The organism is Xanthomonas floridensis (assembly GCF_001642575.1).
Taxonomy (GTDB): Bacteria; Pseudomonadota; Gammaproteobacteria; order Xanthomonadales; family Xanthomonadaceae; genus Xanthomonas; species Xanthomonas floridensis.
The window spans coordinates 30,386-49,774 of the sequence record NZ_LXNG01000057.1; the positions used below are offsets into that span (position 1 = coordinate 30,386).

Annotated in this window: 12 protein-coding genes; all 12 read right to left on the bottom strand. The window is 68.0% G+C overall.

Annotation, left to right across the window (positions count from 1 at the left end; translation table 11 throughout):
* Positions 1-124 precede the first annotated feature (124 nt).
* The 12 genes from A7D17_RS21115 to A7D17_RS21170 all read right to left on the bottom strand — a co-directional run bounded on the left by A7D17_RS21115 (position 125) and on the right by A7D17_RS21170 (position 19,318).
* Positions 125-4,660: a cellulose biosynthesis protein BcsC gene (locus A7D17_RS21115; protein WP_064510906.1), complete on the bottom strand. Its 4,536-nt coding sequence runs from the start codon at positions 4,658-4,660 to the stop codon at positions 125-127.
* Positions 4,642-5,823, bottom strand: a complete 1,182-nt coding sequence (bcsZ, locus tag A7D17_RS21120) for a cellulose synthase complex periplasmic endoglucanase BcsZ (RefSeq protein WP_064510907.1) — start codon at positions 5,821-5,823, stop codon at positions 4,642-4,644. The genes A7D17_RS21115 and bcsZ overlap by 19 nt, the downstream gene beginning before the upstream one ends.
* A complete protein-coding gene (bcsB, locus tag A7D17_RS21125) occupies positions 5,820-8,120 on the bottom strand; it encodes a cellulose biosynthesis cyclic di-GMP-binding regulatory protein BcsB (protein ID WP_064510908.1) in 2,301 nt (766 codons plus the stop codon). The genes bcsZ and bcsB overlap by 4 nt, the downstream gene beginning before the upstream one ends.
* A gap of 44 nt (positions 8,121-8,164) precedes the next feature.
* Positions 8,165-10,309, bottom strand: a complete 2,145-nt coding sequence (gene bcsA, locus A7D17_RS21130; RefSeq protein ID WP_064510909.1) for a UDP-forming cellulose synthase catalytic subunit — start codon at positions 10,307-10,309, stop codon at positions 8,165-8,167.
* Positions 10,310-10,401: 92 nt separating this feature from the next.
* On the bottom strand, positions 10,402-10,869 hold the full coding sequence (locus tag A7D17_RS21135; RefSeq protein WP_064510910.1) for a hypothetical protein: 468 nt from the start codon (positions 10,867-10,869) through the stop codon (positions 10,402-10,404).
* A 28-nt stretch (positions 10,870-10,897) separates the two neighbouring features.
* Complete coding sequence (bcsD, locus tag A7D17_RS21140; protein WP_064510911.1) at positions 10,898-11,353, bottom strand: cellulose biosynthesis protein BcsD; 456 nt, start codon at positions 11,351-11,353, stop codon at positions 10,898-10,900.
* A 190-nt stretch (positions 11,354-11,543) separates the two neighbouring features.
* Complete coding sequence (gene pncB / locus A7D17_RS21145) at positions 11,544-12,725, bottom strand: nicotinate phosphoribosyltransferase (RefSeq protein WP_064510912.1); 1,182 nt, start codon at positions 12,723-12,725, stop codon at positions 11,544-11,546.
* A 370-nt stretch (positions 12,726-13,095) separates the two neighbouring features.
* The gene (locus tag A7D17_RS21150; protein ID WP_064510913.1) at positions 13,096-14,064 is read right to left on the bottom strand and encodes a glycoside hydrolase family 113; all 969 of its coding nucleotides are present in this window, start codon (positions 14,062-14,064) and stop codon (positions 13,096-13,098) included.
* Positions 14,046-15,344: a hypothetical protein gene (locus A7D17_RS21155; RefSeq protein WP_161946572.1), complete on the bottom strand. Its 1,299-nt coding sequence runs from the start codon at positions 15,342-15,344 to the stop codon at positions 14,046-14,048. Before A7D17_RS21155 ends, A7D17_RS21150 begins: the two co-directional genes overlap by 19 nt.
* A 49-nt stretch (positions 15,345-15,393) precedes the next feature.
* Positions 15,394-17,301: a glycosyltransferase family 2 protein gene (locus A7D17_RS21160; protein WP_064510915.1), complete on the bottom strand. Its 1,908-nt coding sequence runs from the start codon at positions 17,299-17,301 to the stop codon at positions 15,394-15,396.
* A 12-nt stretch (positions 17,302-17,313) separates the two neighbouring features.
* The gene (locus A7D17_RS21165) at positions 17,314-18,348 is read right to left on the bottom strand and encodes a hypothetical protein (protein ID WP_064510916.1); all 1,035 of its coding nucleotides are present in this window, start codon (positions 18,346-18,348) and stop codon (positions 17,314-17,316) included.
* 130 nt (positions 18,349-18,478) lie between these two features.
* Positions 18,479-19,318: a glycosyltransferase family 2 protein gene (locus A7D17_RS21170; protein WP_064511004.1), complete on the bottom strand. Its 840-nt coding sequence runs from the start codon at positions 19,316-19,318 to the stop codon at positions 18,479-18,481.
* Positions 19,319-19,389: the final 71 nt, after the last annotated feature.

A 19,389-nucleotide genomic window follows, 5' to 3' on the forward strand; every position in this document is an offset into this window, starting at 1 on the left:
TCAAGATCGATGCACGGTTGTGCCAGGCGTGCGCCCACACAGCAGGCCGCAGGCAGGCATCGCCCGGCCGCCATGCAGCGGCAACTGCCCGTTGCGAGAGCGGACCGCCAGTGCCCCTGCTGCCTCAGCGATCGGCGGCGTACGGCGAGGTCAGCACCTGTGGTGCGCGGCCCAGCGCAGCGCCCAGGCGATCCATCACGAAACGCAGATAGAGATTGCTGCTGAACTGGTTGTAGTCGCGTGCGTTGTTGAAGGTCATGCGCCCGCCCAGGAACAACTGCGGCGCCACCCGCCACTCGGCCGCGCCACTGAGGTTGTAGGACACCCCGGTACGGCTTTCGCCCGCGTACACCGGATCGGTGTAGCGCTCGACCAGGCCCAGCAGCGCCGCCAGCGATGCGGCATCGTAGGCGGCCTGCTGCAGGGTCGGGTCGGTGGGGAAATACGGCGTGGGGTCGGTCTTGAAATGCTGCACGCCCACACTGGCATCGACCTTCCAGTTGACGCTCTGCCCGGCACTGCGGCCGCTCCAGTGCACCGGGAAGCCGAGGTCCACATACTCCTGCGGGCTGAAGTAACCGCCGTGCCCGTAGGTGAAGCCGCTGAGGTTCTTGTCGTACTGCATGGCGGTCAGATTGACGCCGGCGGTCAGCGACTGATTGCGAGTTTCCAGCGCATGCACGTAGAAGCCCAGGTCGGCCTGGCGGTGGTCGTTGTCGGCCACGTTGTTGCCGGTCAGGCGGTGTGCGGCGAGATTGGCGTAGCCACCGAGCAGGCCGTTGTCGGCAGTGGCCGACAGGACGACGCCGCTGCTGGTGACACCGCCCCATTCGCGGCCGCTGCGGCCGTCCTGTGCGCCGGCGAACGACAGCACGCTGTCGGTGACTGCGCGCCGCGACGCATCGGCCGACCAACTCACCGTCTCGCCGAGCTCGCCGCGATAGCCAACCCCACCGACGATGTTCTGCTCCTGGAACCCGATCGGCGTGCTGCCCACATCGGCGCTGAAACCGCCGTTGCGATAGCGCACGCCGACACCCACGCCGGTGTCGTCCTGGCTGAGCCGGCGCGCACCGTTGCCGGTGGCGGCCATGCTGTTGAGCGTGGCCGCCAGCGAGGTTGGCGTCTGCTGCGCGGCGGCGGAACTGCTGGCCAATGCCTGCAACGCGGCGCCGTCGCCCGCGGCCAGCTGTTCGCTGATGGCGGTGTTGCTGAGGATGTCGCGCGCCAGCTGCGCGATCGGCGTGTTGGACGCATTGACGCTGAGCAGGTACGCCGGCAACGGTTCGTTGGCCAGCGCGGCCAACGCCGCCGGCGTGCTGTTGTTGTTTTCGGTGAGCAGTTCGCCGAACAAGCCGGTAGTCAAGGCATAACGGCGCAGGCGTTCGCGCGTGGCGGCGGTGTTGCCCTGGGTGGCGAGCAATTGATACACCGATGAGCTGGTCAGCGTGTCGATCGGACTGCGGTCGGCGGCAAGCGCGTCGTTGACCGCCGTCTGCGGGCCGGTGCCGAAGCGGCTGGCGGTGGCGTAATCGGTGGTCAGGGTGCCGGCATCCACCACGGTAGGCGTCAACGTGACGCCGAGCTTGCCTTCGCCCACCGCGAACTCGGCCTGCACCGGCATTTCGATGTCGTCCAGGCGGCCCAGGCCGTCTTCGCCATCGCGCGAGCGGTACAGCGCGCCGCCGGCGAGGTTGTCGCTGTTTTCCGACTGCACGGCGCGCAGTTCGTCGAGCACGCTGTTGCCGCTGTTGCCGCTGCTGGCCGCCGGCAGTGCCTGCGCCGCGACGCCGCGCGGGCGCGGAGCGTCCGCCGGTGCCAGCGTCGGCACGCTGCGTGCGGGCAGGCGCGAACGGCTGGCCGGCGCTGGCAGCACCGATGGCGCCGCGCTGGCGCTCACCGGCGGCGGCAGGGCATCGGCGCTATTGCCGGCGTAGGCATCCGCGCCGGCAGTGACAGGCGCGGGGACGGGCGCAGCGAAGCGGGCAGCGGCCGGTTGCGTGGGCAGCGGCGCCAGCGCGGTCTGCGCGTAGTCACTGCCGGTGTCCATGCGCTCGGACAGCACCGCCGGTGAGCGCGGCATGCCGCCGGTCATGCCGGAGAACGGATTGAGCGGGCGACCGGACGAGACCACCACGGCGGGGCCGCGTGCGGCCGGCAGGCCGTTGTCGAGCTGGCCGGCCTGGCGCTGCTGGGCGGCCAGCGAGGCGCGGAAATACTGCTCGGCCTTGCGGTTCTTGCCGGCGCTGCGATACACCCGCCCGGCCGCGGCCAGCACTTCTGGCGACTCGGGCGCCTGCGCCAGCGCGCGCTGCAGATAACGCTCGGCATTGCGCAGATCCGACTGCGCGGCGGCGCTGTTGGCGGCTGCAGTGAGCGTGTCCAGGTCATCGGGATGGCGCTGCAGGATCTGCTGGTAGAGCGCCAGTGCCTGCGGCTGGTCGCCGGCGGCGGCATACAGCCGGGCCAGTGCGGCCTGCGCATCGCGGTTGTCAGGTTGCTGGGCCAGGATCGGCGACAGCGCATCAAAGGCGCCTTCCAGATTGCCGAGCTCGCGCAGGGCATCCACCTGGCGCAGCGTGTAGGCGCTGCGCAGGCTTTGATAGCGGCGCAATTGTTCCGGCGTCATGGTGGTGGATTGCAGCTGGCGCAGCACCGCCGACAACTCGGCGTCCTGCTGCGCGCGCAGCAGCACGCCGGCATATTGCAGGCGGTCTTCGGTGCGCGGATTGGCACCGGTGACCAGGCGCTGGGCCAGCACCAGCGCGCGCGGGGCATTGCCGGCATCGGCATGCGCACCGGCCAGCGCGGCCAGCAGTTGCGGGTCGTCGAGCTGGTTGCCGAGCGCGGTTTCGGTACGCGCCAGCAGTTGCTGGGCCTCGCCCACCCTGCCCTGCTCCACCAGCAGCCGCGCCTGGCGTGCCTGCAGTTCGATCCAGGCGGTGGTGCGCAGCTGGGTCATCTCCGGCGTGCGCGCGGCAACCGGAATGCGGTCCAGGCTGTCGTAGACGCCCTGCCAGTCGCCGCTTTCCTGGGCGAACAACGCATTGGCATGCAGCGCTTCGGGTTGATCGGCATGGACGGCAAGCAGGCCGTCCATGACGCTGCGCGCCTGATCGGGGCGGCCGGCCTGTTGGTACAGGCGCGCCAGATCCAGGCGAATCCAGGCATCGCCGGGACGTTCGACCATGGCCGCTTCCAGCTCGGCCTGCGCGCTGACCGCATCACCGGCGTCCAGCGACTGGCGGGCACGCGCACGCTGCACGTTGGAACGCAGCAAGGCCTGTCCCCCGGACTTGGCGCGTTCGGCGGCCGGCAGGCGATTGAACAACTCGGTGGCTTCCTGCATGCGGCCCTGGCGGCTGTACAGCCCGACCAGGCCCTGCAGCGCGCCGGCATTGTCGGCATCGCGCGACAGCGCCTTGCGATAGCTGGCCTCGGCCGCGACCGGGTCGCCGGCGGCCTGCAATCCGCCCAGCGCCACATGGCCGGCCGGCTCGTTGGGCAGCAACTGCACCGACTGTTCGACCAGCTGGCGTGCCTGCGCCAGATCGCCGCGCGCACGCGCGGCCTCGGCCTGCTGCAACTGCTGCCAATAGCGCGCGCTGTCCAGCGCAGGTTTCCATTTGCCATTGCTGGCCGCCGCCGGGCGCAGCAGCTCCTGCGCTTCGGAAAAACGTTGCTGGCGCAGGCGCACCGAGCCCAGCCCACCCAGTGCCTCGGGATCGCGCGCACGCGCACGCAGCACCTGGGTGAAGCGCTGTTCGGCCACACCCAGGTTGCCGGCGTTGAGCGCGCGGAAGCCTTCGCCGAGCGCAATGCCATTGGGATCGGCGGGCGTGGTCTCGGCGCTGCGGCGGTTGCTCAGCTGGCCGAGTTTGGCGGTGACTTCCGCATCGTTCGGGGTGCCGGCCAGAAACGCCTGGTACAGCGGCGCATCGGCGGTGTTGGCATTGAGCCACAGCAACGCCTGGCGCCAGCTGATGCGCGCCGGGCCGCCGACGTCGGCACGCTGCGCCAACGTGCGCAGCTGCGCGATGCCTTCGCGGCGGGTGGGTTCGCGGTAGCTCAGCACCTGGGCCAGGGCCAGCTGCAACGACGGATTGCCCGGTTCGCTGGCCTGCAGCTTGCGCAGACCGTCACGGGCGCGCTCCCAGCCGGTGGGCGTGCCGGCTAGCGACTGGTAGTACTCCAGCGCCAGGTTCGGCGGCGGTGCCTTGCCGGCGAACACGGCCTCGTAGCTGCGGGCAGCTTCTACATACCGTCCGGCTGCAGAAGCGCGGCGCGCGTTGCGCAGATTGGGATCTTCGCCGGCGGTGGCGCTGCCGCGCGCGCCGATCGCCACGCGCAGGCGCTGCGCCTGCGGCGACTGCGGGTGGGCCGCTTCGAGTTGCTGCAGGCGCTTGCGCGCTTCGGACTGGCGGCCCTGCGCCAGGTCGATCTGGGCCAGGCCGAGCAAGGCGTCGGGCTGGTCCGGGTCGATGCCGAGCAGCTTCTTCCAGGTGTCGGCGGCCAGGTCGTCGCGGCCCTGGTCATGCCAGTAGTTGCCCTGCCCGACCAGTTGTTGGGTGGCGCCGGTCTGCGCATGCACCGGTGAGGCGAGCAGGCACAGGTCGATCATGCCGGCGAGGTAGAGCGGCGTCAGGTTTTTGCGGAGCATGCAGGCGTTCTCCAGGCGGGCAGCAGGCGCCCGTCTGCGGCAAAGCGGTAGCGGTTCTCAAGCCAGCCCTGTCCAAACAGGGCCAGCGTGCGTTCGTAGTACGGCAGGGCGGCGGCCGCAGGCTGGGCGGCGGCGGGAATGCGCTGCGCCTGCGCCTTGAGCAATGCGGGCTGGCCCAGGGCACTCAGGTACGGCAGCAGCGCAGCGGAAAATCCCACCGGCACCGGGCCGGTGCCCACACCGCGTGCGGTGTCGATCTTTTCGGCAAAACCGGTGCCTGCTGCCAGCAGGTCGGCCGGGCCGGACAGGTCCTGCAGCAACCTGGTGCGCAGCGGTTCGCCGGCATCGAGCATGCCGGCCCACAGGTAGACGCGGATGGCGTCATAGCTGCCGACATTGCCGCGCTTGGGATCGGCGCTGAAGCTGGTGCCGTCCCATCCCGTCCAGTCCGGGGCGAATCCCACCGGCGCACTCTCGCGCAGCACGCGCGCGCTGTTGGCGGCGATGGCGGCCCATGGGCCCTTGGGATCGGCACTGGCGCAGCGACGCAGGGCCTGGATCGGCAGGTAGCTGGGGTTGAGCGTCCAGCGGCCCTTGTCCGCAAATCCGCTGCGGCCGGGCAACAGCATCGGCCCGAGCCCGGGCAGCGTGGCCACTTCCTGCGCACGCATCAGCTGCAGGATCTGCTGGCCGGCCTTGACGTAGCCGGGGCGGTTCCACAGCCGGCCCGCTTCCAGCAGGGCGTAGGCGATCCACAACTCGCCGTCGCTGGCGGTGTTGGGGTCGAGCACCCGCCAGTTGCCGCCCTCGTCGCGGCCCCACAGCCAGGCCGGCAGGTTCAGGTCCGGGCGGCCGCCGCACAGGTTGTGCCGGGTCCAGCCCAGCACCTTGTCGAACAGCACCTGGTCGTTGGCCACCAGCGCGAAGAACAGCGCATACGACTGGCCTTCGGAGGTTGAGCGCTGGTCGGGGTTGAGAAAATCCACCACCCGTCCATCGGGCTGGATGTGCCTGGACACGAATGCATTCCACAACGGCCAGCTGCCGCACTGCGCCGGTGCCGGCTTGGCGCCCGCCGGCAGGACCGCCGCCAGGCCGGCCAGCGCACCGGCGCGCAGCAGGCGGCGGCGGGTCATCGCACTGCCGGTGTGATGCGCGCTCATGTGCCGTGTCCTTGGTTGAGTCGCTCTGCAGTATGCCGGCGCAGCAGCACGCGGGCGGCCAGGGCCAGCAACAGCGCCAGCAGCACCACGGTGAACGCCAACCACACCGGATGGTGCGAGAAGTACCAGCGCAGCCAGGTCGGCAGCGGCAGGTGGCCCACGTAATAGGTCTGGTTGCCGACCAGGCTGGTGACCTTCTTCTGCTGCAGCAATACCACGCTGCCCTGGAAGTCCTTGAGCAGGGCCGGGTCGAACCAGGCATCGAACAGGCGGCTCATGTTGGCCGGGTCTTCGGTCTGGAACGCGACCACGCTGCGGCCGGATTTCAGCGGTGATTCGAAGCCCATCAACAGCACGTCGTCCGGCTGGGGCTGCAGCGCGACCTCGGTGGTGGTCGGCAGGTCGGTGCGGCGCGCGTCGAAGGACAGGAAGCCGGGCAGTTTCTCGAACAGCCAGTCGGTCAGGCCGACCCGCCGGCTCTGCCCGTCCTGGCCAATGGGAAGCTGCGCGCGCCACTGCTTGAACAACGGCTGCGAGTCGGCGCTGCCGAGCAGCAGCAGATCGCGATCGGCGTGCTGCTGCACCGCGCTGGCGCCGATGATCTGCGCATGCAGCGCCGGGTAGCCGGTGCTCGCGCCGAACCGCCCGAGCAGGGTCAGCACGTTGCCCAGATCCTGGTCGCCCGGGTTGTTGGGCAGCACGATGGTCGATTCGGACAGGTCGGCCAGCCGCGTGAACGGATAGCCGGCGTTTGCGAACGCGGCCAGGTTCGGCATCGCCATGTAGTGGTGGAAGCCGCTCAGGTCGATGGTGGAATCGGCATCGATGGCGCCGGACACGTCGGGGAAGGTGTTCTTGCACGCCTCGCCCTGCGGGCGATCAAAGAAGAAGTGGAAGCGCAGCTGGCTATTGGCGGAAAAGGCGCCCACCGGCAACTTCAGGTCCTGGTGCACCGGCATGCTGCCGCGCGCGCCCAGGCTGTTCCACCAGCGCATCGGGGTGGACTCGGCGAACGGGCGCCCGGTCAGCGGCAGCGTGGTCACGAACGACTCGTTGATGCTGACGTTGAGCGCAGACTTGTTGTCCACCTCCGGCACCGTGTAGCGGTATTTCAGCGCCACCGGAATGCCGTCGCGCTCCCACACGAACAGGTCCGGCGGCAGCTGCAGGCCGACCCGGATCAGGTCCGGGTGGTAGCCGGTGACATTCAGCGCGCCGGCCTGGGTGACCAGATCACCGAAACGCACCGGGTGTTCGCTGGACACCCACTTGGGGGCGTCGTAGGGCTGGCGCGGCGCCGGTGCGGACATCTCGCCGATCCGGGCCACCGCGCCGGTCAACGGCGCACGCAGCGCCAGTGCGGCAGCGGCACGCTGCAGATCCTCCGTGGTGCGGCCGAGCACCAGCAGCAGCTTGCCGTTCGGATCGGTGGGGTTGACCACCACCGCCACGGTGGGGCCGCGGATATCGGCCACGCCGCTGTCGGCGGTGGCGAACTGCGCCGGCAAGGTGGCCGGGGTGGCGAACACCACCGCATTGCCGCTGGCCGGCAGCGCCGTGGTGGATGCCGGGAACACCGCGCCGCGATACCCGGCCAGGGTGCCGAACCACGAGGCGACCGTGCCGGCGGCCTGCAGCGTGGCCATGTCCGGTTGCTGCGGGAAATAGAACGGCAGCTCCAGGCGCCGCGTATCGCGCACATCGAAAAACGGCACCGGCAACAGCGCCAGGTTATTGGCCAGCGCCAGCGGCGTGGTGGTGAGCGACAGGCTGGTGGCCGCATCCACGTTCGCCCACAGGCTGCTGTGGTCGGGATCTTCGCAGTCGCGCGTGTAATGGCCGATCAGCTGCAGGTTGAGCTGGTTGTAGTCGGTGATCAGGCGCGGATCGATCGGCAGGTCGGCCGAGAGCAGCTTGCCGGCGTTGGCCTTGTCGGTGGGCAAGGTCGCAACGGTCACGCCGTTGATGGTGACCTTGACGTGCGACAGGTCCGGCAGCAGCGACGGCGAATAGCTGTATTTGAGATTGAGCGTGGCGGCGGTGACGATCTCGTCGCTGCGCACACTGAAGGGCACGCCGGCACTGCCCTGCACGCCGCGCAAGGTGATTTCGTAATCGATGCCCAGATCGCGCAGCGTGGCCGCGCGCGCGCTGCCGGCGGGCAGCGGCGCCTCGGGCACGGTTGTCGCGGCGGCCTGCGCATCGGCTGTGGGCGCCGTCGGCGCGGCCTGCTGCGCCTGTGCCAGACCGGCCAGGAGGGTGAGCGCGCAGGTCAACACGGCGGGGGACATTCGCATCAATCGATTCTTGGCAAGGGAAAGGGACACAGCACGCATCGAACTCACGACTCCAGATCCACCGGGCGCGCCGGGCGAAAGCCCTGCCGCGCACTGTCCACCATATGCCGGCCCAGCCGCCCGAATCCGCGCGCACTGGCTTCCAGCACCTGGCCCATCGAGCGCCAGAACGAATCGCGGTCGTGCTGGCCCCATTGCGAGAGCCAGATATCGGCGCGCGCGAAGGTGGACGCCACCAGCCAGCGTTCCTGTTCCATCGACATCTGCGTGAACTGGATGCTGACCTGGCCATCGCGATCCTGCCGCACCACCGCCGGCAGGGTCTGTTCGATGCCACGATGGCTCAGGCCGATCTGGACCGGCAGGCCGGGTTCGATCGGCTGTGGCTGATCGAGCCTGATCGCCATGCCGCCGGTGGAAAAATTCAGCGAGCGGCTGACCAGCACATTGCCATCGGGCAGGTACAGGTTGACCGGGATATCCAGCGGCACGCGGTGCGCGCTGCGCACCTGGCGGGTTTCGCTGGCCGTGGCGATCGTGGCACCCAGCAGCACCATGTTGTACAGCGTCCAGGCCAGGTTGAACCAGATCGTCTGCTGCTCGCCGCTGCCGCCCACATAGATCAGCCGCAGCACGCCGGCGACCACGCCCACCACGTTGAGCAGCAGCAGGAACAGATAGGGCTTTGCGATCTGCGCGTCGAAATAGCTGCGCGCCACCAGGCCACCCTTCGGGGTCACGTTGAACTTGCCCAGCTTGGGGTTGATCAGCGCCACCAGCGTCGGGCGGAAGATGTACCAGGCCAGCGTGGTCTCATAGACCTCGTTCCACAGCAGATGCCGGAACCGGCTTTGCACGCGCAGATTGGTCAGGTTGGCCTGCAGGATATGCGGCAGTGCATAGGCCAGGATCATCAACGCCGAGGCCTGGATCACGTGCGCGCCGAAGAACAGGTAGGCCAGCGGTGCGGTGAGGTAGATGATGCGCGGCAGCCCGTAGAAGAAGTGCAGCATCGCGTTGAGATAGCACAGCCGCTGCGAGAGCTTGAGCCCGCGACCGAGCAACGGATTATCGATGCGCGCGATCTGCGCCATGCCGCGCGCCCAGCGGATGCGCTGCGCCACATGCCCGGACAGGCTCTCGGTGGCCAGTCCCGCCGCCTGCGGCACCGCCAGATACGCGGTGCGGTAGCCGCGGCGCTGCAGCTTGAGCGCGGTGTGCGCATCTTCGGTCACGGTTTCCACCGCCACACCGCCAACCTCTTCCAGCGCGGTGCGCTTGATCACCGCGCACGAGCCGCAGAAGAACGTGGCATTCCACTGGTCGTTGCCATCCTGCAGCAGGCCGTAGAACAGCTCGCCTTCGTTGGGCACCTTGCCGTGGGTGTCGAGATTGCGCTCGAACGGATCCGGCGAAAAGAAATAGTGCGGCATCTGCACCAGCGCCAGCTTGGTGTCGCGCAGGAACCAGCCCATCGCCACCTGCAGGAACGAGCGGGTCGGGATGTGGTCGCAGTCGAAGATCGCCACGTATTCGCCGCTGCACTTCTTCAACGCCGCGTTGATGTTGCCGGCCTTGGCATGCGCGTTATTGGTGCGGGTGACGTAGTTGATGCCGACCTCGGCGCAGAACTCGCGGAACTCGTCGCGGCGTCCGTCATCGAGCAGGTGGATGGTGATCTTGCCGGCCGGCCAATCGATCACGCTGGCGGCCAGCACGGTGGTACGCACCACCGACAGCGGCTCGTTGTAGGTGGGAATGAAGACATCCACGCTCGGCCACAGGCTCTGGTCGGCGGGCAACGGCACCGGCTTGCGATTGAGCGGCCACAGCACCTGGAAATAGCCCAGCACCAGGATCACGAACGCATATAGCTCGGCGCCGAGCAGGCCCAGACCGAGAATGAAATCCACCGCGCTGCCCACGCCCATGGTCTGGGTCATGCGCCACCAGATGTAGCGGCACGACACCGCCAGGGACATGCCCATCATCATCAGGATGACCACCCGCCCGCCACGGTTGCGCACCGCCAGCGCCACGGCGAACAGCACGCCGGAGAACACCAGCTGCTGGTTCACGTCCATTGGCACAGCCACCACGAACACCAGCAGCAACGCACCCAGCAACCACAGCGCCCAGGTCGCCAGCCTTGGCAGCGGTGATGCGGAACGGACACTGGCAGCGGTCATCGGGCAACTCCTCTCAGGCATGGCGGCATGCGGCAAAACGGAAACTGGCAGGCGCGCGCTGGCGCCTGCCGGGGATCACTCTGCAACTGGAATCAACGCGAGCGCAGCCGCTTGAGCGGGCTATGCGCCGAGGCGCGCGCGTCGGCCTGCAGCAGGCGCTGGAACAGGCGCTCCAGCGGCGTATGCGCCGGCCGCTCGGGCGCTGGCAGGCCACGCGGGCCGGACTCGTCCAGCTGGCGCAACTTGCGCAACGGCGCCAGCGCATCGGCGGGCGCCAGCTCGGCCGGTTCGTCGGCAGGCGCGGCAGCGTGCGCCGCATGCACAGCGGGCGCACGTGGCGCCGGCGCCGGTGTCGGCGGAGCCGTCGTCACCGCGTCCGGTGCAGGCGGTGCCGCCTCAGACGATGCAGGCGCATCGGCCGGCGCCGCACCTGGCTTGCGTGGCGGCAGCTGGGTGTAGGCGAAGTCGTGATAGCCCTCGCTTGCCTGCGTCCCCAAACGCGCGAACAGGCCCGAGACATCGTCATGTCCAGGTGCATTCTTGGTGTTCTTCGGTGCCATCACAGTCCCCTTGCCCGATCACACATGCTCATGCCGTCCGCGCCAGTACGAACTGGCGCAAATCGACGGTCTCGCCCGGAACGGTCTGCACCTCCAGGCCTGCCAGCATCCCCAGTTGCTGGAACCACCCTTCATACACACCCTGCAAGAACCCGTCGCTCCACGCCGCGCCGTCCAGGGCCACCCCCAACGGCGCACCGCCGTGGCGGATCTGCACGTGGTCGGCATGTTCGTCCATGACGCACTGGCCCCAGTCGCAGCCGTCCCAGATCGTATTGGCGGCCTGCTGCACCTCGTCCAGCGTGGTGCAGGGCGCCAGCCGGTGCTCACGCGCGAAGCGGCGGCCGATACGCGCCATCAGGGTGGCCAGATCATGCTCGGGTAACTCGGCACCGAACTCCTCGGCCATCGCCCGCACAAAGCCCAGCCACTGGCGGGAGCAGCTGCGGGTGCGGTAGAGCGACAGTGGATCGAGTGCGGGCATTCGACAAGCTTCGCGAGGGAGGGACGTCACATACGACGCATGCAGCAAAAGTGATGCAAGCGTGATGCCAATGTTAAGGCCTGCCAACTGGCGATTGAGAGATGCATCTCACTTTTCCGGGCATTCCCTGACAGCTGCCCACACTTTTCGGCAGTTACTGCCGGCCTGCGTCAGTCGTTGCCGCCGCGGGTCAGGCGCCTTCCGGCACCGGCGGCAGGCCGAACACGTCGCGCAGATAGCGCAGGTAGCCGGCGTCTTCGCACATGCTCTTGCCGGGCGAATCGCTCAGCTTGGCCACCGGCTGGCCGTTGCAGCGGACCATCTTGATGACGATCTGCAGCGGCGTCGGCCCCAGGTCGTTGGTCAGGCTGGTGCCCACCCCGAACGCCAGCCGGCAGCGGGTGTGGAAGTGCTGGTACAGCTTCATCACCTTGTCGATGTTGAGGCCATCGCTGAAGACCAGCACCTTGGTCCTGGGATCGATGCGATGGGCTTCCAGATGCGCAATCACCCGCTCGCCCCATTCGAACGGGTCGCCGGAATCGTGGCGCATGCCGTCGAACAGCTTGCAGAAATACAGGTCGAAATCGCGCAGAAACGCATCCAGCCCCACGATGTCCGACAGCGCAATGCCCAGGTCGCCGCGGTATTCGCGCGCCCACGACTCCAGCGCGGCCACCTGGGAATCGCGCAGCCGCGGTCCCAGCGCCTGAAATGCCTGCAGGTATTCGTGCGCCATCGTGCCGAGCGGAGTCAGCCCGTAATGCTTGGCGAAGTACACATTGCTGGTGCCCACGAACTGCTCGCCCAGCCCGTCGCGCAGCAGTGGCAACAGCTCGCCATGCCAATGCCGCGAATAACGCCGCCGGGTGCCGTAATCGGCGATCTTGCAGCCGGCCGGCATGCTGCGCAGGCTGCTCACCTTGGCGCGCAAGCGGCTGCGGCCCTCTTCGAAATCCGGCTCGGAGGTGTTGCGGAACCACACCTCGTTGATGATCGCCAGCAGCGGCACCTCGAACAGGATGGTGTGCAGCCACGGCCCGCGAATGGTCAGTTCGATCTCGCCCGGGTGGGTGGTGGACGCCGACAGCTGCAGGTACTTGCGATCCAGGTGGAACAGCGCCAGGAAGTCGGCAAAGTCCGGCTTGATGAAGCGCAGGCTGCGCAGGTAGTCCACCTCGTCCTCGCGCAGGCGCAGCCGACACAGCGCGTCGATCTCGCGCGAGATCTCATCGATGAACTGCGCCAGGTCCACGCCGGGCGTGCGGCACTTGAAGCGGTACTCGACCTGCGCGGCCGGATGCTGGTGCAGCACCGCCTGCATCATGGTGAATTTGTACAGGTCGGTGTCGAGCAACGAATGGATGATCATGCCGCCGGATTATGCCCGCAGCGGCAGCGCGCGCGCGTGCAAGTGGGCATGACCGAACCGCGGGCTGCGTCGCGCTGGAGCCTGCGCTCAGGGGCGCACGCCCCAGCACGGTGGCCTCGTCGCATTGCCGTTGGCGTCCGGGGAGCCGCATGGGGCCTTGGTTGCCTGGTGTCACGCACCGGCGGCACCGGTCGGATCCACAAGACCGCGGAGCGCAGATCCAGCACCTGAGTCCTTGCAACGAGTGGCGACCATCCTGCATCACGCCACACCACCGTCGCGGGTGTTGATGGACGAGATCGGCCGCGGCACCTCACCTACCCGCACTGGCCTGTCGCCGAGCACTGTCGCGCATCAGCGCATCAGCGCCTCAGCGCGCCAGCACCTGCTGCGCCGGCTTGCCCTGCACGGTGAAGTCGCTGTCGCCCACGCCGCCGGCGGCCGGATCGGTGTACCAGCACCACAGCGCAATGCCGTCCATGCCGTGTGCCTGCAAGACCGTGCGCCATTGCTGCAACACCTGCAGCTGCAGACGGGTATCCACCGCTGCGGTGCGTTGCTCCGGGCTTTCCCACGGTGCCGCCAGGCTGCCGCGCGCCGAGCGCAGGCCCAGCTCGGCCACCCAGACCGGCTTGCCTACGCGCTGCCCCAATTGCTGCAGCCGCTGCGCGGCGGCATTCATTTCCTGGGTGCGTGGCTTGGCCGCTTCGGACAGGCGCGGATACAGGCTGGTGCCCACCGCATCGAACAGCGACCAGTAACGGAAGCTCTCCGCGTGCTCCATGCCATCGGCCACGTACAACAGTTTGCCGCGATAGACCTTGCGCACCGCCGCTACCAGCGCCGGCCATTGCGGTGCGTCCTGCAGCTTGCGCAGCTCGGTGCCGATCACCAGCGCCTCGGCGTGTTCGTCCTCGGCCAGCTGTGCCAGCGGCAACAACGTCTTTTGATATGCGGCGAACCAGGCCGCCTGGTCGCTGGGCGCCACCTCGCCAGCCCAGTGACCGGGGATCCAGACATGCACCTTGAGCGTCGGACTCAGGCCGGCGCGATGGCTCTGGCGCAGCGCCGCCCGCATCGCCTCCAGGCTGCTGTCGCTGCCGAGCACCGGGTCGTTGGAGTGCGGTGTCGCCTGCCACACGAATGCCACCAGCAAGGCCTTGCTGGCACCGGTGGCGGCCAGGGATTGCAGCGACTGCGCAGCGGCGGAGCTTTCCCAGGGCGCGTTGGCCGAGACCTTGACGTTGGCGCCCATCCACATCGGCGCGGCCGCATTGCAGCCATTGGCCAGCAGGCACACGCCCAGCACCGCAGCGAAGGTCAGAACGCGCTGGAACATGCAGCCGCTGCCTCGGTGGTCGACGCTGCCGTGCCCTGCACGCAGTGGGGCGTGCCCAGGGTCGCATGCGTGGTGTCCGGCGGCGCCATGGTGCCGGTGGTCGTGCCTACGGCTGCCTCCGGAGCGCTGGCCAGCGTCGATGCACCGAGCACGGATGGCGTCTGCGTTGCGCCCTGTGGTTCCACCACCGGCGCATTCGCCGGCTGCGCTGCCGCGCGGCCCAACGGCAGCGAGGCCGGCGCCGTCATGACCACCGCCTCGCCCTGCAGCAACGCCTGTTCATCAGCCGGCACCGCGCGCAGCCAGCTCCCCCAGCCCTGCGGTTGCACCCAGGCTGCACCCAGCAGGCCAAGCAGCAGCAAGCCCGCTGCCTGGCTGCGCTGGTCCGGCTGCAAGGCGCGCAGCAGCAACGCGGCTGGCACCCATAGCAGCACCAGCGCATCGAACCCGGCCCAGCCGAAGGCGAACGACAGCGCCGCAGCGCAGATCACGGTCCCGGCGCTGGCAACCACGCCACGGGCCAGTGCCGCGCTGCGCGCACGTACCACCAGCGCCAGCACCGGGAAGCACACCAGGGCGGCCACGCCCCAACGCACCGCCGGCAGCCAATCCTGCGCCTGCGCGGCCAGCGGCAACGGCAGTGGATGCGCGCCCTGCGCAATGCTCGACAGCGTCGGCCACGGCGCGTTGAACACGGTCAGATTGACGTAGGCCCACATGCCCACCAGAAAGACAAACGGCAGGTAGCACACCAGGTAGAACGACCCCGGCGCCTTGCGCAGCATCTGCGGCGGCATCACCAGCAACAGCCACGGCGCCACCATCGTCGACAGCGCCAACGTCTGCAGGTCCAGGCACAGCAAGATGCACAGCCACCCGGCGATGCGCAGATAGGTGAACGCTTCCACCGGTGCCTGCAGGCGCCGCAGCGTGCGGCACAGGCCATAGAACGCCAGCAGCCCCACCGCCTGGCTGCCGCCGGCCGCGATCGGCAGCAGGAACAGCGGATTGCAACCCACCAGCAGGGTCAGTCCGCTGGCCCAGCCCCGCCCGAACACGCCGGCCAGATCGCGCCATAGCAGCGACAGGAACAGGGCATTGGCCGCCACCGCCAAGAACGGCCAGACCTGGAACGGCAGATCCCAGCGATGCAGCGCCAGCTCCACCGCCCACGCCAGCAGACCGCTGGCCGGCACGCCTACGCCCGGGGTGGCGACCGGTGCGGCGCTGCCCAGCGACTGCACCAGCAATGGCTGACTCAGCAGCGACAGCCCCACCACCGCCACCAGGAACGCCGGCAGGCCGCTGTCGCCACGCGCGGCAGCCGGCTCACTCTTCGAGTGCGGCGCGGCGCTCGTTTTCCGAATGCTTGCTGATGCCATGCGTGGTCTTCTCCCAATAGAACGGATTGTGGATCAGCTGCCAGAGCCCCTTGTAGGCGGCGATCGATTGCAACGCCCAATAGAACGGCACCGTCAGCGCATACGGCGCCAACTTGAAGTAGTCGCGTTTGAACGCGGCCACCAGCGTGATGTAGATGAAGAACGCGTTGGCCAATAGCAGATTGACCAGCGACACCGCCGCCAGCCACGGCGGGAAGAAACGGTCGAACATGGTGGTGCCGGTGAGCATCCACACCGCATACAACGCCCACAGCACCGGCACGCCCAGCGCGGTGAAAAATCCGCCGCCGATAAAGAACTGGAACCCCCAGAACCCCTTGAAACCGGTACTGCGATACAGATGCACCGGGTCGCGCATGTGCACCAGCCAGGTCTGCATGTAGCCCTTGAGCCAGCGCGAGCGCTGCCGGATCCAGTTGGGAATGCTGACGTTGGCTTCTTCGAACGTCGTGGAATTGACCACGTTGACGCGATAGCCGTTCTGGATCAGCCGCACGCCCAGGTCGGCGTCTTCGGTGACGTTGTACGGGTCCCATGCGCGCACCTGGCGCAACACATCCAGACGGAAGTGATTGGAGGTGCCGCCCAGCGGAATCGGGATGCGCAGGTACTCCAGCGCCGGCAGGTAGAAGTCGAACCAGAGCGTGTACTCCAGCGTGAACATCCGCGTCAGCCAGTTTTCGTCGGCGTTGTAGTAGTTCAGCCGCGCCTGGATGCACACCACATCCTTTTCTGCCTTGCGGAACGCCGCCACCACGCGCTTGAGCTGGTCCGGCTCGGGCTTGTCTTCGGCGTCGTAGATGGTGAGCAGTTCGCCACGCGCAAAGTGCAGCGCGTAGTTGCAGGCCTTGGGCTTGGTCTTGGGCTGCGACGGCGGCACCCGGATGATTTCGAAGAACGCTTCCAGGCCGAGTTTCTTGGCCGCCTCGATGGTGTCTAAGTCGTCGGCTTCCAGCACCAGCTTCACGTCGAGCTTGCTGATGGGGTAATCCAGCTTGCGCAGCGCGTTGGCCAGGATCGGCAGGACCTCCGGCTCTTTGTACATCGGCACCAGCACGGTGTAGACCGGCAGGTCGTCGTCGCGCAACGCGGCCACTTCGTCTTCGGTGACCTTGATGTCGATGCGGTGGCGCGAGCCGAACCACACCAGCAACAGCTTCAGGCCGAAGGTGGCCAGAAAGCCCAGCGCCACCAGCACGTTGACGGCAATCAACGCCGGCACCGGAAACACCGCCAACGTCACCACCAGCAGGGCGGCCAGCACCCACAGCGTGATCTTCTGCCCGTGCGTGACCACCTGGCGTGCCGAATAAGTCGGTGCATGCGCGGCAAGCAGGTTCAGTGCGTTGTCGGTGAGCTGCTCGTCGGCGTGGCGTTGCAGGCTCCAGATGATGTCGAACTTGGCGGTGCCGACAAAGCGCACCTCCTCGCCGTAGTGCGCGCGCGCCCAGGCGAACAGCGCCGGGTCCGGGTCGGCCACGGCCAGCACCAGCACGCCGTCCTCGCGCCGCCACGGCAGCAGCAGACGCTGCGCATAGCTGTCCAGATCTCCGGGAACCAGCAGCGTCGGATCCGGCGGCTGCTGTACCAGGTCGATGAAGTCCAGCCCGAAGTGCGCCGCCACGATGGCGTAGAAGCGCTGCGCCGGCACGCCGCGCTGGGCCAGGATCACATCGCCCAGGCGCGAGTTCCAGCGCTGCTGCAGCGCCAGCGCCGCCCGCAGTTGCTCATCGGTGATGACGCCTGCCGAAACCAGCGCACGACCCAGCAGCCCGCGTTCGCGGCCGATGTCCGGCGCCCGTCCCAGCGCATCCATTTCGCAGGTGACCGTCATGGCGTGGCGTCCTTAGAATCGCCACCAGGCGGCCACGAAGGGCCCGCCTGCGGCACCGGTGTTGCGGCCCATCACCGGCTGCTGATACCCCACCTGCCACTGGCTGCCGCCCGGGGCGGTGTACAGCGTGGATAGCTGCAGCTTGGTGAGGTCGTAGTTGGTGCCGGTGGCGACGAAGCCAACGCCGCCAGCAGAACCGGGGACATCAAAGTTGCTACGCCCGTTGCCCAGGCCCTGGATCACATTGAGCTCGCCCAGCAACAACCAGCTCGAGGTCAGGCTCAGACCGGTGGACGCGTCCACCCGTACTTCGTCGGAGGCAGCGCTGCCGCGCAGGCGCACTGCGCCCCCCAGATCGACGTAGCCGTTGCGCCCGCCCAGTGTGTAACCGCGGCCGCGGCTGTAACGCAGCTCTAGGCCATAGTCGCCCAGGCCAAGCGCAGGATCGGAATTCGCACCGGGATTATTCGGATGATAGGTCTTGCTGCGGCCATAGGCGGGGATGCTGACCAGCGCCTGCACCGAGCTGCGCCACACGTCGTTCTGTGCACTCGGCAGCGCATAGCGCAAGCCGACTTCCTGATCGGCAAAGCCGGTGGTGGTGGTCCGCTGCCGACCGCTGACGGCATCGTGGCTGCTGAAGCCGATATCGTTGAAATAGAAATTGCCGATGACGCTGAGCTTGTCGGTCAGGCCATGCTCGACGTAGACATTGAGCTGGTCCTGGCGACTGCGGCCGTTGCCGTCGAATTGCTGGCCGTCGCCAAAGGTCGTGCGGTGGTGACTGTCGTCGAACCATCCTCGGCCATCGCTATGCAGCGCCTTGACGATCACCAAGGTGTCGCCCTGCGGCTGGGTCCAGGCACCGGCGATGGCGCTACCCGGCAACGCGGCCAGCGCGCAACCCATGGCGAGTACCGACGTCGCGGCCACCGACAGGCGGCGGGCGTTACGGACAGGAGTGGACGATGCAGCAACCGGACTGGACTGCCCGGAGGTAAGACACGACTGACGTACCCGCGAGCGCGGGTCGTTCTGTAAGGACATTTGTACGATTCCTGATGGGGGACCCGTTAGGGACAGGAAGCACGGGCTAGATCACACTTCGTCGCGCAACGTATCACAGTTGCGAACGCTCCCCCATCACAGATTTATCACCAATTTAACGCGCGGAAATTCATTTCGAACGTAACAATCTGGGCACCTGAACGGCGGCGTGGGTCCAGATCGCCAGCCAGACGCCAACCTGGGTCGGCAGACCGCGCTGGCCTGCCTCGAACTTGCGGAAATACCGCCACAATCCGCAATGTTTATGCCATTCCACGAAGAACGGCCGCGAGCGACTGGACACGCCGCGCACATGCACCACCTGTAGATCATTGGCCACCGCGACCAGCGCACCGGCCTGGCGCGCGCGCCGGCACAGGTCCAGATCCTCGGCATGCAGCCGGTAGTGGCCATCCCAGCCCTCCAGCCGGTCGAACAGGCTGCGCTGCATCAGCATCAACGCGCCGGAAATGGCATCCACCCGCTGCAATGCCGTGGACGGGTCGGCCGGCACCGCCAGTTGGGCGGCGGCACGCGGCGCACGCAGCATCGCCGCAAAGTCGGGGTCGCGACGTCGCACGGCCGCATCCGGCCGGCCCTGTTCGTCCACCTGTTCCACCCCCAGCAACACGGCAGCGTGCCCGGCGGCACGGGCGCACAGCTGCACCAGCGTATCGGTCTCGACCATCAGGTCCGGATTGATGAAGACCAGCCACGGGGCGTGCGAGGCGCGCGCGCCCTGGTTGCAGGCGGTGGCAAAGCCGGGGTTGTCCGGGTTGGCGATGAAGTGCACGCGCGCATCGGCCAGGGCATGCCGTTGCACCACGTCCAGGGTGTCGTCGCTGGAGGCGTTGTCGACAACGCGGATTTCGCTGATGCCCTCGGCCGCACGCAGCCGCGACAGGCAGGCATCGATGGTGCTGCTGCTCTGGTAGGTGACAACGACGGCGGCGATCTGGACAGGGGTCATCCGCGCATTATCCGGTGGCAAGCCGTCGCCGCGCCATGGCATGCGCACGGAGCGCGCACCCAGCGCTCAGG